This window comes from Flagellimonas cixiensis, from assembly GCF_042134615.1.
Classification (GTDB): Bacteria; Bacteroidota; Bacteroidia; order Flavobacteriales; family Flavobacteriaceae; genus Flagellimonas; species Flagellimonas cixiensis.
This window is the reverse complement of record NZ_CP169639.1, coordinates 1854919-1870238: the sequence shown is the minus strand read 5'-3', so window position 1 is coordinate 1870238 and position 15320 is coordinate 1854919. Positions and strand designations below refer to the sequence as shown.

General features: G+C 39.7%; 13 protein-coding genes and 1 tRNA gene. 7 read left to right on the top strand and 7 right to left on the bottom strand.

Annotated elements, in window-relative coordinates; all coding sequences use genetic code 11:
- Positions 1 to 50 precede the first annotated feature (50 nt).
- The 3 genes from ABT310_RS08320 (at position 51) to ABT310_RS08310 (ending at position 2733) form a co-directional block, all read left to right on the top strand.
- Positions 51 to 740: a Crp/Fnr family transcriptional regulator gene (locus ABT310_RS08320; RefSeq protein WP_375323441.1), complete on the top strand. Its 690-nt coding sequence runs from the start codon at positions 51 to 53 to the stop codon at positions 738 to 740.
- Between the two features lie 73 nt (positions 741 to 813).
- Positions 814 to 1731 (top strand): universal stress protein, encoded by a 918-nt coding sequence (locus tag ABT310_RS08315; RefSeq protein WP_375323440.1) that lies wholly within the window; start codon positions 814 to 816, stop codon positions 1729 to 1731.
- Between the two features lie 66 nt (positions 1732 to 1797).
- Positions 1798 to 2733: a threonine/serine dehydratase gene (locus ABT310_RS08310; RefSeq protein WP_375323439.1), complete on the top strand. Its 936-nt coding sequence runs from the start codon at positions 1798 to 1800 to the stop codon at positions 2731 to 2733.
- A 6-nt stretch (positions 2734 to 2739) separates the two neighbouring features.
- On the opposite strand, the gene ABT310_RS08305 is transcribed toward ABT310_RS08310, so the two are convergent.
- The 4 genes from ABT310_RS08305 to ABT310_RS08290 all read right to left on the bottom strand — a co-directional run bounded on the left by ABT310_RS08305 (position 2740) and on the right by ABT310_RS08290 (position 6692).
- Positions 2740 to 4191: an ATP-binding protein gene (locus tag ABT310_RS08305; RefSeq protein ID WP_375323438.1), complete on the bottom strand. Its 1452-nt coding sequence runs from the start codon at positions 4189 to 4191 to the stop codon at positions 2740 to 2742.
- Positions 4192 to 4271: 80 nt separating this feature from the next.
- Positions 4272 to 4658, bottom strand: coding sequence for a response regulator (locus ABT310_RS08300; protein WP_375323437.1), 387 nt, complete (start codon positions 4656 to 4658; stop codon positions 4272 to 4274).
- Positions 4659 to 4935: 277 nt separating this feature from the next.
- A complete protein-coding gene (locus ABT310_RS08295; protein ID WP_375323436.1) occupies positions 4936 to 5922 on the bottom strand; it encodes a DUF4421 family protein in 987 nt (328 codons plus the stop codon).
- A 685-nt stretch (positions 5923 to 6607) separates the two neighbouring features.
- Positions 6608 to 6692: transfer RNA gene (locus tag ABT310_RS08290), tRNA-Leu, on the bottom strand.
- A gap of 98 nt (positions 6693 to 6790) precedes the next feature.
- On the opposite strand from ABT310_RS08290, the gene ABT310_RS08285 reads away from it, so the two are divergent.
- The gene (locus ABT310_RS08285; RefSeq protein ID WP_375323435.1) at positions 6791 to 8179 is read left to right on the top strand and encodes a dipeptidase; all 1389 of its coding nucleotides are present in this window, start codon (positions 6791 to 6793) and stop codon (positions 8177 to 8179) included.
- Here the strand turns inward: ABT310_RS08285 and ABT310_RS08280 are convergent.
- Positions 8176 to 8754: a PhnA domain-containing protein gene (locus tag ABT310_RS08280; protein ID WP_375323434.1), complete on the bottom strand. Its 579-nt coding sequence runs from the start codon at positions 8752 to 8754 to the stop codon at positions 8176 to 8178. The two genes, ABT310_RS08285 and ABT310_RS08280, sit on opposite strands and share 4 nt — an antisense overlap.
- Before the next feature lie 110 nt (positions 8755 to 8864).
- The gene (locus ABT310_RS08275; RefSeq protein WP_375323433.1) at positions 8865 to 10067 is read right to left on the bottom strand and encodes an NAD(P)/FAD-dependent oxidoreductase; all 1203 of its coding nucleotides are present in this window, start codon (positions 10065 to 10067) and stop codon (positions 8865 to 8867) included.
- Positions 10068 to 10272: 205 nt separating this feature from the next.
- Here ABT310_RS08275 and ABT310_RS08270 point away from each other — a divergent pair, with 205 nt between their 5' ends.
- From ABT310_RS08270 to ABT310_RS08260, 3 genes are all read left to right on the top strand, one after another.
- Complete coding sequence (locus ABT310_RS08270) at positions 10273 to 10638, top strand: BlaI/MecI/CopY family transcriptional regulator (RefSeq protein ID WP_375323432.1); 366 nt, start codon at positions 10273 to 10275, stop codon at positions 10636 to 10638.
- A gap of 2 nt (positions 10639 to 10640) precedes the next feature.
- The gene (locus tag ABT310_RS08265; RefSeq protein ID WP_375323431.1) at positions 10641 to 12341 is read left to right on the top strand and encodes a M56 family metallopeptidase; all 1701 of its coding nucleotides are present in this window, start codon (positions 10641 to 10643) and stop codon (positions 12339 to 12341) included.
- 111 nt (positions 12342 to 12452) lie between these two features.
- Positions 12453 to 13553 carry a DUF4407 domain-containing protein gene (locus ABT310_RS08260; RefSeq protein WP_375323430.1) on the top strand — a complete coding sequence of 367 codons (1101 nt, stop codon included), beginning with the start codon at positions 12453 to 12455 and terminating at the stop codon, positions 13551 to 13553.
- On the opposite strand, the gene ABT310_RS08255 is transcribed toward ABT310_RS08260, so the two are convergent.
- Positions 13550 to 15319 carry a DNA mismatch repair protein MutS gene (locus ABT310_RS08255; RefSeq protein ID WP_375323429.1) on the bottom strand — a complete coding sequence of 590 codons (1770 nt, stop codon included), beginning with the start codon at positions 15317 to 15319 and terminating at the stop codon, positions 13550 to 13552. The two genes, ABT310_RS08260 and ABT310_RS08255, sit on opposite strands and share 4 nt — an antisense overlap.
- Position 15320 lies beyond the last annotated feature (1 nt).

Sequence of the window (15320 nt, the reverse complement as noted above, 5' to 3'; positions counted from 1 at the left end):
TTGCTGTGGATTAAACATTAATTTTGTTTAATCAGGTAAACACTACGGTTATGGAAAGCAGATGTGAAAATTGTATTATCAGACAATTTAATTCGCTCCGTGCTATGAGCAAGGAGGAATTAAAAAAAGTTTCTGACTCCAAAACCGTCAAAACTTTAAAAAAAGGAGAATCACTTTTTCAGGAAGGTGATAAGCTTAATGGTGTTTATTGTGTTCGAAACGGTGTTTCCAAACTTTCCAAACTAAGTTCCAACGGCAAGGACCAAATCGTAAAATTGGCCAGTAAAGGAGAGGTTTTGGGCCAGCGCTCCGTTATTTCGGAAGAATGCACCAACCTATCCGCAATCGCCGTTGATGATATGGAGGTGTGTTTCATTCCCAAAGAAAGCATCAACAATACCCTACAAAAAAATCCAAACTTCACCATGGAAGTACTCCGACACATGGCGCATGACCTCAAAGAGGCCGACGATGTTATCGTGAACATTTCCCAAAAAACGGTAAAACAACGTATGGCCGAAGCCTTTCTATACCTTAAAAATAATTTTGGTGAAGATGAAGAGGGGTATTTGGCACTTACGCTCTCACGCGAAGATATTTCCAATGTGGTAGGTACCGCTACTGAATCTGCCATCCGAATTATTTCAGAATTTAAGAAAAAAGGCCTTATCGTCACCTCTGGAAAAAGGATTGGAATTAAAGAAGAACGCAAGCTTTTAGAGTTGGTTGAAGGGTTTTAATTCCTAAACTGACAATTGTCATAGTATTCCCTGTTTTACACCTTTAATTTTATCGCATCTTAATTCTAATAAGATGCAAAAGATATTAATACCCACGGATTTTTCGGAAAACGCATGGAATGCGATAGACTACGCTATGCAGTTGTTTCGTAACAAGCGTTGTACTTTCTATCTACTCAACACCTACACTCCCGTTATACCAAGTAGTCGTTTTATGGCTAAGATGATTGATGGCGTAAGTATTGTGGATGCGGTCAGGGAAACATCTGAAAAAGGATTGCAAAAGACCGTTGAACGCATAAAGGTAAAATATGGCAATCCCAACCATAGCTTTGAAACCATTTCATCATTTAACCTATTGGTTGAGGAAGTTAAAGATGTGGTAGAAACCTTTGGCATACATATGGTGATTACCGGCACCAAGGGAGCATCGGGTGTAGACGAGGTTTTTATGGGCAGCAATACGGTGCGTATTATCAAAACCACCAAAAAGTGTCCTATTTTGGCCATTCCCTATCATTTTGAATATGTAACTCCTACTGAAATAGCTTTTGCTACTGATTTTAATAGATTTTATACCACTTCAGAACTTGCGCCATTATTGCAAATGGCAAAAATGTTCAACGCTACTGTTCGCATAGTGCATGTGCAATACGGCATTAAAGCCCTTACGGAACTGCAGCAATTTAACCTTAATATGTTGCGTAGGTATCTGGGAGATGTGGAACATTATGTTCATACAGTTTCAGAATTGAATTCTGTTTCGCACACTCTGGAGACTTTTTCCAAAGAATTGGGCATCCATTTATTGGCCATGTTGAATTATCAACATAGCTACATGGAGAAAATGACCCGTGAGCCCATTATTAAACGGACAGCTTTTCATACCCAAATTCCATTATTAGTGATACCTGAATTGGGCATGGAGGGCGTTGCTCCTGCCGAAAAAGAAGAGGAAGGGGAGCCGAGTAACGTTGAGGCACACAATTAAAGTTCTGTGGTTATCTTTATGCGGGGTTTTTACCCTACCAACTAACAACCCCGCATAAAGAAATCTATGGATAAACAACTACTTATTGCTTGTCACGAACGGATTAAGCCTTTAGTCCGCAATACGCCAGTTCTTACCTCCCAACAAATCAACACTATAGTTGGTGCTGAATTGTATTTTAAATGTGAGAATTTTCAAAAAATGGGCGCTTTTAAAATGCGTGGTGCAGCCAATGCCATTTTACAATTGTCCCAAGAACAAAAAGAAAATGGGGTCGTAACCCATTCTTCGGGCAATTTTGCCCAAGCCTTATCCTTGGCTGCTAAAAATTTGGGAGTGAAAGCCTACATTGTGATGCCAAATTCAGCTCCACAGGTTAAAAAAGATGCGGTTAGAGGCTATGGGGGCATTGTTTTGGAGTGCGAGCCCACTCTGGAAGCCCGTGAAAAAGCATCGAAACGCATACAAGAGAAATATAGTGCCACTTTCATACACCCTTCCAATGATGATGATGTAATTATAGGACAAGGAACTGCTTGCATGGAACTCTTGGCATCCTATCCCGACCTAAATATTGTGGCAACACCCGTAGGTGGTGGTGGACTGATTGCGGGAACTGCACTTGCAGCACATTATTTTGGAAAAGATTGTATGGTTATAGGCGGTGAACCTATGGAAGTGGATGACGCCTACCGTTCCATGATCAGCGGAAAAATTGAAACCAACACAACCATCAACACCATTGCCGATGGATTAAAAACCCAATTGGGCGACCGGAATTTTCCTATCATACTAAAGTATGTGGATAATATTATCAGGGTAACAGAAGATGAAATTATTGCCGCGATGCGCCTAATTTGGGAACGGCTTAAAATTGTTTGTGAACCTTCGAGCGCCGTGGCGTTAGCAGCGATTATAAGAGAAAAAGAACGGTTTAAAGGAAAAAAAGTAGGGATTATTATTTCGGGAGGTAATGTGGATTTATCCCACCTGCCCTTTTAAAAGGAACTATTTTGGAAAATACACATTAAAAGTGGTGCCTTCGCCTGGTTCACTTTCTACCTCTATTTTTCCATTCATGGCTTCTATTTGGTTTTTCACCAAATAAAGTCCCAATCCCTTCCCCTCGGTGTTACCACTGAGCCTACCATACATATCAAATATTTTACGTTGGCGTTCAGGGGTAAGTTCTATGCCTATGCCATTATCAGAAACTTTTAAAACGATGTGCTCTAGAGTGTCATGAGTAGTTATTTCAATCAGGGCGCGTTCCCCCTCCTTGGCATATTTTATAGCATTCTGAACCAAATTGTAGAGAATATTCGACACGTAGCTTTTAGCACCGAAAACTGTTTCTGCGGCAGAAAAATCGGTTCGAATAGTGGCTTTGGACCTTGTTACTTCTTCCGACAGCAAGGTATCCACCTCTTTTATCACTTCCTTCAAGTCCACATCCCTAAATCGGTCCTTATCCCCAGATTTTAGGGAAAGTGACAAGTTTAAATCCTTTATGGTCTGATCAAGAGCCTCTGTGGTCTGTTCAATTTTTTGCATGATGTCATCGTTCATCTCATTATGACCCCAATCATAAATTTTGGACAACATTAAGAGATTGGAAATAGGTCCACGCAGGTTATGGGAAATAATTCGAACAAAATTCTGTAACTCGTGGTTCTGTTCGATTATTTTATGGTTGTATGCAACATCCTTGGTAACATCTTGAGTTGTACCTGACATACGATAGGGCTTTCCATCTTCATCATAAAAAACACTTCCTTTATGATGCACATATCTAATTTCACCATTATTCACAATAATTCTGTGAACAATATCGTGCAATACATTGTTGGAAATACTATGATTTACGTCTTCTTGAAATGCCACCCTATCTTCGGGATGAAGAATTTCCATTAAACTTTCAAAAGTGGCTTCGAACTCACCGGGGATTTGCCCGAAAATTCGGTACAACTGATCGGACCAAGTGATTTCGTTCTTAAGCATATCCCAATTCCAGTGGCCCACATTGGCCACCTTTTGGGCTTCTTTATACTTAATTTCGCTTTCTCTAATACGGTGGATATTGTTTACCTCATCGGTGATATCCTTTTGCCAAATACAACAGCCGATTACATTTCCCGAACTGTCCATATATGGTTGAAAGTAAAATTCATGGACCCGAGTAATACCATTTTCTTGAATGGTATGATTCGCACGGGTTGCATAACGATTCAATGCTTGTTCGCATCCCTGTTCGCAAGAGCTAAAAAAGACTCCCTTTTTATAAATAGGCCTTAAATCCATGCCTTTTTCGGCATTTCCCAAATGCTCGTTCCCTAACTTTTGCTCGAAGGATGGATTAAATGCTGTTAGACGATAATTGACATCCATTGTCCAAACAACATCGCCCACGCTTTCAACGACCTCTACTTTATCGTGTATAAGTATTTGTTTTTCCTTCACTTATAAAGCTTTGAGACTATGCAGTGTACCGAAAATTGGAAATCAGACCTAATGTATACTACCAAAATAGGCTGAGAAGTTTAAATGGCCTTTTGCAAATAATCTTCCAAATGCTCAATTCGCAAGGGCTTGGTGATAAACTCTTTAACGAATTTACCATATTTCTCTGCTTCTTCCTTGTCAGCATCAGATTCTGAGGAAGTTACCAATAGGACTTCTATAGTTTCTGGAAATTCTTCCAACACCATAAATTCCAAGAATTCAAACCCACTCATTTCTGGCATGTTGATGTCTAAAAGAATCAAGGTTTTTTCATTGGGGTTGTCTCTGTATCGTAAATCATCCAAAGCCAATTCGGGGTTTGTAAAACTTTTAACCCGGTCTTCCATGCCCATTCTTCTGAAATGAATAACGTTAATGGTGTTTACCAGGTCTTCATCATCTACCAAATAAATTTCCTTGTACATAAATTCTGGCTATAAAAAAGTTAGTCTTGGTTATTTAATAATATTGACAAATATCAATATTTATTGGTTTTAAAAACTCTAAATATTTTTTTTTATTGCTATTACTCAAGGTAAAAAGCACATTTCATATAGTTTTGAATCTATGAATTGCTCAAAACCTATATAATCTAAATTAATAGTTAATTTAAATGTAAGGTTTTTATTAAAATATTACAGTTGATTTCTCAAATAAAGCTTGGAAACGAGACTTTGTACATCGGTTTTTTACTTTCTTGATTTAAAATAAATCCTTTAGTATTTCTGGAGCTTCAAACCGATAGCCAATATAGAAAAGTCCGTGCCAGAGGTTATTGGAAATTATGTTATCATCCTCATTATTATACCTATAGCCATTATAACTTCCCCTCAATCCCATATAAAGTTTATCAGTATTATAGCCAAGTTGAAATCCAGTGCCATAATCCAACACAAAATAGTTGCTACTGTCTACCATCCCGTCCAAGGTAAATTTTGAAAATTTTGGACCAATTCCGGCTCTTACATAGGGGGCAAAATTAACTTTTGGGGTAATTACCCAATTGTAATAGTACCCTAAATCCGCTCTTAAATCCACTTGATTTTCTTTACCGTATGTCCCATCATCAAAAGGGTTGGACAACTTGGTAAAGTCGTACCGAAGGGCAGGAACCCAGCTCCCACTACTTTCCAATTGCCACTCTTGGCGACTGAGCAATGCGCGCAATGAAAAATCCTTATTGAGCACAAAACCAGTGTATCCTCCCCACTCAATACTCTTTAAATCAGAAAATTGAAAGTAGGGGTCGGTACCCTTCTGCCATAATGGGATAAAATCTTCCGTATTTTCTACATAAAACCCTTTCATTCTTCTAAAAAACAAGTTTTGTACAAGCTGTCCAGGAAACATATTCACTTTGTATTCCGTAAATGAACTTTCCCCTTTCAATTCATTATCATCATTACCGGGCAAAAAACCTGGGGCAAAACCAAAGCTTAGATTAATAAACTTGTAATTCATCCGGAGCGTCATTTTCACATCGTTGTTGGACACCAATCGAAAATCCAAATCATCTGAATGCAAAACGTACTCTGAAAAGTCAGTACTAAAATCAATACCGTAAGCTAACCTGTCTTCATAAGAAATTATGGCACTACTACTTTCTTGTGCAAAGCCTTGAAAACTAGAAATCGTAACTAAAAGAACAAGAAGTCGTTTTAAAATGAAGTGGAGGCTTAAGTTTCCCATAATTGCACGTATTGAAGTGATTAATAAATAGGCGCTGATTTTATCCTAGATATTATTATTTGCCATACAATTTAAAATTGGAAGGGGTTACGGCTTTAAAATGTTGGCAGTATAGCTTATTGATTTTCGTTCCTGCATTTAAAGAATTTCTGAAAGAAGACGAACATTGAAAGTTGTATTTTATGGTTGATTTATAAGTATATAGCGTTATAAGATACAAATATTTCAACCTACAAAACTCCTTTTCATTAAGATTTTAATTGTATCTGAAAAGAAACTTGTTAGCGTTATAAAGGTATAAAAGTTAAGGAGGAAGCTTTAAAAAGAAAAATACAAATCGAACTATTGGTGTGCTTAAAGTACATCTGACTTAAATAATATAAAAGTCACAATCAAAATCGTAATCACCAATAGGCCAAACGAAGCATAAAGCTGCTGTTTAACATTTTTCATCTTCTTTAGTTTAGTTGGTTCTATTTCTAAAATAATGTAAGAATATTCAACTTAATAAAGAAAGATTAAGATTTAACAATCATGAGGTGCATTTTTGAATATTTAACAAATTAGACAGCTAATTTTTAAAATATTCGCACTCATTCTATTTCTTTAAAACTGATAATAGATTCCAATATTGACTTGTGGAAGGCATAAAAAAAGACCCAAACTAGTAATGTTTGGGTCTTTTTGGTGCGGGTGAAGGGAGTCGAACCCCCACGCCTTGCGGCACTAGATCCTAAGTCTAGCGTGTCTACCAATTCCACCACACCCGCGAAATTGGAGTGCAAATATAAATCAATTTTCCGATTTGCAAATACGCACCCTTTAAAAACTTGTTTTTTGTACTTTTAGGGTCCTTTTTAATACACATATGAAAGATTTAAATACTTATATCGAGTCCAACAAAGACAGATTCCTTAACGAACTCATCGACTTACTAAAAATCCCATCCATAAGTGCCGACACGGCCTACTCCCAAGATGTTTTGCAAACAGCCGAAGCCGTAAAAAATTCATTGACGGCAGCCGGATGCGACAATGCTGAAATCTGCGAAACCAAAGGATATCCCGTGGTGTATGCCGACAAAATCATTGACCCTAAACTACCTACGGTATTGGTGTACGGGCATTACGATGTGCAACCACCTGACCCCATCAACCTTTGGGATTCCCCTCCGTTTGAACCAGTAATCAAACCCACAAAATTACACACAGACGGTGCCATTTTTGCCCGCGGTGCTTGTGACGATAAAGGACAGTTTTTTATGCATGTAAAAGCTGTGGAATACATGATCCAAAACAACACCCTGCCTTGCAACGTAAAATTTATGATTGAAGGTGAGGAAGAAGTAGGTAGTGATAGCTTGGCTGGTTTTTTGGAAGCTAATAAGGAAAAGCTTAAAAACGACATCATCCTAATATCCGATACTGGGATGATTTCCATGGAAAATCCATCCATAACCACCGGCCTAAGAGGGTTAAGCTATGTTGAAGTGGAGGTAACTGGTGCCAACCGCGATCTACATTCAGGAATTTACGGTGGTGCTGCGCCAAATCCCATTAACGTTTTGGCAAAGATGATCGCCTCATTGCACGACGAAAACAATCACATCACCATTCCTGGATTTTATGATAAGGTAGAAATTATTTCAAACGAAGAACGTGTCGAAATGGCCAAAGCTCCGTTTGATTTGGAAGAGTATAAAGCCTCGTTAGATATTGATGATGTTCATGGTGAAAAAGGATACACCACTTCGGAGCGTTTTGGAATACGCCCAACTTTAGATGTAAATGGAATTTGGGGCGGTTATATGGGAGAAGGAGCAAAAACCGTGATTGCCAGCAAGGCCTACGCCAAAATTTCCATGCGTTTGGTGCCCAACCAAGATTGGCATGAAATCACAGATTTGTTCACCAAACATTTTACCGCAATCGCACCTAAAAGTGTAAAAGTAAAAGTATCACCTCATCACGGAGGTCAAGCTTATGTTACCCCAATTGACAGTGTGGGTTATCAAGCGGCAGCTAAAGCTGTGGAACAAACCTTTGGAAAAAGTCCTGTGCCGCAACGTACGGGAGGCAGTATTCCCATCGTAGCACTTTTTGAAAAAGTTCTGGAGAGCAAAACCATTTTGTTAGGATTTGGATTGGACAGTGATGCCATCCACTCCCCCAACGAACATTTTGGCGTACTTAATTTTTTGAAAGGGATTGAGACCATCCCTTATTTCTACAAATATTTTGCGGAGTTGAACGCTTAAGTCTTTTTGACATATTTGGTGAGGATAACAATCTGTTGACCGTCTACCTTGCCTTCAATATATTCAGCATTTTCGTGATCCAGGGAAATCCGTCTAACGGCGGTTCCCTGTTTTGCGACCATGCTAGATCCTTTCACTTTTAAATCTTTAACGAGTACCACATTATCCCCGTTTTCCAAAACCACCCCGTTCACGTCTCGGTGGATGATTTTTTCACCCTCTTCCTGACCTTCGCCTGTGGCTTTGGCCCAAGTGAGCAATTCATCTTCCAGATACATCATATCCAAAAGGTCCTGTGGCCACCCTTCAGACTTTAATCGGTTCAACATTCTCCAAGCCACCACTTTTACGGCATCATGCTCACTCCACATACTATCGTTCAAACAACGCCAATGGTTAGCTTCTGTGGTATCTGGGTTTTCTATTTGACCCATACAAGTGGCACACCCCAAAAGGCTTCCATCCATTCCCCCAACAGAAACTGGCGGCACTTCGTACACCTGTAAATTTTCAGTGGACCCGCAAAGTTCGCAGGCATTTCCACTTCGTTCTTTCAATTCATCCAATAGACCCATAACGCAAGTATTTTAACGGTTGCAAACTTAGACTTTTTCGACCAATAGCTTCAAAAAGAAAAAATCCATTCATTGAAATGAATGGATTTTCACAAAAACTTCGATTAACACTACGGTAATTGGGAATACCCGTTTCTTGTTTTCCAAAGGAAATATTTTTCAAAAAGCACTTTGTTGAAATCATAAAACACATTCGGGATCATGATCGCAAAGTTTCTTGGTTTGAACAAGTGGTCGCTCAAAATGATGACTTCTTTTTTACCGGCATCCATCACACAGATTCCAGGAATCTTGCCCCACGCTTTCTTTTTCAACTTGTCTTTGCCGTTTACCACCCTAACAATGTTTTCGGCAACTATTTTACCGGTTTCATCGGATGGATACCCTGTTTTTGGTCCAGAAAATGGTACTTTTCCAGCTTCAAAAGGCAATTTTACATCCACTGCGATACCAGCAGACCAAACGTTGGGATATTTATAGTGTCTGTAATCTTCTCCTACGGGCAAGTAACCCGCTGGGGTAGCTTCCAATTTTTTTGAGTTCACTACAAAATCAACTCCCACGAAAGGAGGCATCAACATGGTAAATTTACTTGGCAACACCTCATCAGACGTCAAAGTAACACTATCTGCAGTTACTTCTTTTACCCCTACTTCTGTTCGATAATGGATATTGAACATTTTCATAAAGGACTTGAGCATGGTCTCACCTCCTGTGATTCCATCTATCCCGAAGTGGCCCAAGAAAGTTTCTGGGGTAATCCAGTAGAGGTCTACTTTTTTTCTGATGTTTTGCTCTCTCAACCATTTTTCTGTATTGAACAAAAACTCATAGGCAGCACCCATACATCCAGCACTTTGAGTAGCGCCGATAACAATGGGACCAGGGTTTTTCTTGAACTCTTCCAATGCCTTTCTGGTTTTCATAGCACCGTTGGGCGTTCCAATATAATGAGCGTGTTCTGCAACCCCTGGAGCCACATCGTATTTTACTTTAGGCCCGGTGGCCACCACCAAATGATCATAGGTAAAATCACCTTTGGTCGTATGCACAACTTGACTTTCCGGATCTACGGACAATGCTTCAGCTTGAATAAAATCCACGCCTTTTTTCTCAAGGACGGTATCTTTTCGGAAAGAAATATCCTTAACCTCCCTACGTCCAAAGGGTACCCAAATCAATGAGGGAACAAACAAGAACAATGGGGATTTATCAATTACCAAAACCTTATGTTCCTTTTTCCCTTTTCTCTTAATTTCCAAGGCGGCTGTCATTCCTGCGAAGTTTCCGCCAATTACTACCGTTGTTGTCATGATTGCGAAATTTTATGATATAAAGGTAGCACCCCAATTACTGCCCGTCAGTAACTTAGGGCACATAACGTTAATTATTTTAACGAATTTTTGATGCTCTAATATCACCTTTATCTGAGGTATCCAATTATAAATTCAACTCTACATTTGTAGAATTAATATTTTTATTCTATGTTTGTAGAGCAAAATGATAAAAGTCGAACAAATGCAATTGTCAAAATCCGAAGAAGAGTTGATGAACATCGTCTGGAAACTAAAAAAGGCCGTAATGAAAGACCTTTTGGATGCCTATCCAGAACCTAAACCTGCAACCACTACTGTTGCCACGCTTTTAAAGCGTATGACGGACAAGGGTTTTGTCGCTTACAACAACATTGGCAGAAGCAGGGAATACTATCCGTTGGTGAAGAAGAAAGATTATTTTTCCAAGCATGTGAACGGACTCATCAAGAACTTCTTTAACGACAGTGCCACACAGTTTGCCTCTTTCTTTACCCAAGAAACCAATTTGAGCAAAGCTGAATTGGAGGATTTGAAAAAATTGATTGACAACGAAATTAAAAAGAAGTAATTATGCTCCTATTCCTTCTCAAATCAACGGCCTGTTTGGCCATTTTCCTAGCCTTTTACAAATTGGTATTGGAAAATGAAAGCATGCACCACTTTAAACGCTTTTATCTTTTGGGAGCTTTGTTGGCCGCCCTGATTATCCCAAATATTGTTTTTGTGGAGTATGTAGAGGTTGCCCAAAGTGCTACCATCCTAAATCCGGTTACAGACATAAATGACGCTACTCAACCTATGGTTGAGACAGCTGATACAGAATGGAGCGAAATTCTTTGGGGAATTTATGCCCTTGGTGTGGTTGTATTTGCCATCCGTTTTTTCAAGAATCTGGGACAAATCGGGTATCGCATCCGTAAAAATCCAAAATTGAAGCAACAAACAACCACTCGTGTTTTAATGGGTCAGCCCATTCCTCCACATACCTTTTTTAGCTATATCTTTTTGAACAAAAGGCAATATGAGGACCACAATATTCCTGAAGAAGTTTTGCTTCACGAAGAAACCCATGCCAAACAAAAACACAGCTTGGACATTCTATTGATAGAATTGACGCAAGTTTTCTTTTGGTTCAACCCGCTGATCTATTTTTTAAAATCCAGTATCAAATTAAATCATGAGTTCTTGGCCGACCAAGCCGTCGTTAATCGCAGTCAAGACCGTGCACAATACCAAAACACATTATTATCGTACTTATCACACGATAGTTTTGAAACACATCAGTCGATTGGCATTGCGAATGCCATTAATTATTCATCAATCAAAAAACGTTTTACAGTCATGAAAACAAACACATCAAAAACATCATTTGTATTGCGAAGCTTTTTGCTTCTGCCGCTAACGGCCTTGCTTTTATTCGGATTTAGTTCCTCCATCGAGATTCCGATTAATCCGAACATGGAAAATGATCCAGCACCCATTGAAATTCAAGCTGAAGATTCAGGTTCTGAGGTATTTTTCAACAAGAACAACACCCAAACCATCAACCCAATCGAGATTCAAATTGACAAAAACGGGAAAATGTGGTTTCAATCCAAGGAAGTTTCTTTATCCAATTTAAGTAACGAATTGGCAAAAATCAATGAGCACTTAACTTTTGAACAACGCAAAAAAATCATCCGTTCCATTGTTCAAGTAGAGGCTAATACTCCTAAAAATGTCATCATGAAAGTTGACAAGGTATTAGCTGAATACGGTTCAGCCACCATTAACATTTTAGGTCCAAAAGACACACCTCAACAAAGTGCCTCACGCGAGGAAATGAAAGAGTACAATAGACTTGCCAAAAAGTACAATGACATGGATCGTAACCACATGAAAATCCAAAAGCAAGATGTCATTCGTTTAAAAGAAATCTACGAAAAGATGTCCAAAAAACAACGTGAAGATGCGGAACCCTTTCCAGATTTCCCGACACCACCTCCAGCACCTGGTTCTCCCAAAGCACCAAAATCAACAAAAGAAGTAATTGGGGTGAACTCTAACATTCCTGTACCACCTGCTCCGCCCATGCCACCAAAACCGATTGAGCACGTAAAGGAAATGGCAGAAAAAGGTGCTACTTTCACCTATAATGGCAAAACCATATCTGCAAAAGAAGCCATCGAAGTGGTTCAAAAGAATCAACACATCAATATTGATGCCCGCGAAGCCAATGGAGCAAATCCCGTAGTAAAACTATCCACCGATCCCATTGTGATAGAAAACTAAACTATCATCCCAATACAAATAATGTTAAAAGCCCCAATTCTGGGGCTTTTTATGTAACAAATCATCCAAAATTGCGTTCTAATACTCTATCAATCAAATCAGAACACTATAATGCTACAACGTTTTTTTATTTTCTGCTCGGGAGCCGACACCAACATTCTTGAAACCTGCTCCAATGGCGAGCGCAATAAGTATGCGGGTATTGGCGCTACCGTTTTTTTTACCGCTATAATGGCTTTTATTGCCAGTGGATATGCCCTTTACACGGTTTTCGACAACATCTACACTTCCATTTTCTTTGGTTTTATCTGGGGATTGCTCATTTTTAATCTGGACCGCTACATTGTTTCCACCATTAAAAAACGCGATAATTTTAAGGGAGAATTGCTCCAAGCAGCCCCTCGAATTGTACTCGCTTTGATTATTGCCGTAGTGATTTCCAAACCTTTGGAAATGAAGATTTTTGAAAAGGAAATCAATCAAGTGTTGTTGGAAGAAAAGAATGCCATGACCTTGAACAACAAGGAACAATTGGCATTGCAATTCACTCCGAAGATTGAAAGCCTCAACCAAGATATTGCCAATTTGAAAGGTGAGGTTGCCACCAAGGAAGCCGAAACCAATGCGCTTTACGATACTTATATTTCCGAAGCTGAGGGAACGGCAGGAACAGGTTTATTGGGCAAAGGCCCAGTTTACCAAGAAAAGCGGGATAAGCACGATGCCGCTTTAGCGGAATTGAACAGCTTGAAAGAAACCAACGCCTCCAAAATTGAAAATATTGAGGCCCAAATTGCGGCTTTGGAAACCGATTACAATACTGCCGTGATCAATTCACAACCCATAATTGATGGTTTTGATGGATTGATGGCACGCATTAATGCCTTGGGCAAATTACCTTGGTTTCCCTCCTTTTTCATTTTCTTATTGTTCTTGGCGATTGAAACCGCTCCGATCATTGCCAAATTATTGGCGCCTAAAGGAGAGTACGATTACAAATTTGAAGAACAGGAAAGTGTGGTGGCAACATGGGTGACCCAAAAAGTGGAACAGCGCAAATTGTTGTTGGCTACCGATGGTGAAATCAACCAGCAGATTTATGCTGATATTAAAAACGAAGAGGAACTGTACCGCTACAAAAAGCAAAAAGCAGAGGAACTGCTACGCTTACAGGCCGATTCTTTTCACAATGTGCAGGTGAAAGGACTTTAATCCACTATCCCCATATTTTTAAGCAAGAAAGAGGCATTCATATTTTGGCAAATGCCTTCTTTAAATTGGTAGTCAAAGTAAAGTTCCTCGTTTACAATCTGGGCATCAAAATATTTATTTTTCACTTGTTGTAGTTGGTCGGACAAGGTGCACAGACTTAAATCATGGGTGGCGACCAAACCTGTGGCACCAATGTGCACCAATCGCTCCACAAACTTTTTGGAGCCCTCGGCTTTGTCCACGCTATTGGTGCCTTTCAAAATTTCATCGAGGACCACAAAGCAATCGCCTTTCTCCAATTCTTCCACAATAAATTTTAAGCGTTTGAGCTCGGCATAAAAATAGGAAGTCTCATCTGCCAACGAATCCGAAGAACGCATACTCGTCAACAATCGAACGGGAGTGTATTTCACATCCTTTCCTTTTACGGGCAAACCCAAGTTCGCCATGACCACTTGCAAAGCAACGGCCCGCAAAAAAGTACTCTTTCCAGCCATGTTGGCTCCTGTGACAATGCAAAAACGACCTTTTCCAATTTCGAAATCGTTCAAAACATTCTTTTTTGGGTCCACAAGTGGATGCCCCACAGCTTTAGCTGTAAGCACCGTTTCGCTTTTCACCAATTCGGGATAGGTATGATCGGGATGGTTGAATGCATAATTCCCCAAACTGATGTAGGCATCAAATTGCGCAATGGCCGAAAACCACTCTTCTACATCTTTGCCATAGGTTGCCACCCAAGATTCCACTTTATGGGCAAAAAACAAGCTCCAGAGACCGAGACCTTGTCCAAAAATGGAAACAATCAAGTTGTATTGTTGCTCCAACATGTTCATATTGTGGGCAAACTGTTTAAGAACTTTTGAAGTTTTTCCATCCTTAACTTCCAACTTTTGTTGTAGCTCTTTCAAAAGTTCGGACTCAAATTGTTGATCTTCCAATTCAGAAATCAACCGTTGGTGCTGTTGAATGGTTTCTTGGGCTTCGGTCACTCTAACAGAAAAAGAAAGAATAGATTTTGCATAGCGACCCACCAATCCGATACCTAAAAAGTACCAGACCAACACCAAACTTTCGGGCACTTTTCCCATGACCGCCAAAGTGATCCATAAAATGGAAAGCATTACAAAAATCGGGGTCACCACACCTACCCAATTTGGTGTTACCTTCTTGTGGTTTTTCATCCAATCCGCAACTACTTTAGGCGCTATTTTGGGTTGAGTCTCCCCTGCCAGAGCAGAAAAATGTTGTCGCCACTCAGGTAATTGGGACAATTCCTTAATTGCTTCTTGTTTTTTGATGATATCCTTTGGATATCCGTCCAACAACAGACTAGAAAAAACTTCTCGACCCTGCTGCAAAGTGGTTCTATTGGCATATTGATAAAACGACCCACGACCAAAAATGTCCAGATCTTGCGCATAGGGATGCTCGGGCTGTAAAAACTCCTTTCCATCAGGTAAGTGATGAAACTTGCGGTCCAACACCGCCAATTCGGTTTGGTTGATGGCCACCAAGCGCTCCAAATACGCTTTTTCCTTTTTTAGATTAACGAATCGGGCCACGAGATATAAAAACAGGGCCGTGCCCACCACAAAAATTCCAAACACAAAAGAGGCACCCCAAAAGAAATAAATGCCTGCCACGAGTGCCAGAAAAACGGCAAGGCGGACCGTGGCCAAAAGGCCCAATCGCTTTTTTACTTCTTGTAAATGGGTGGTATGCTTATCCCGTTGCTGGGTATAGAACTGCTTAATATCCTTCATT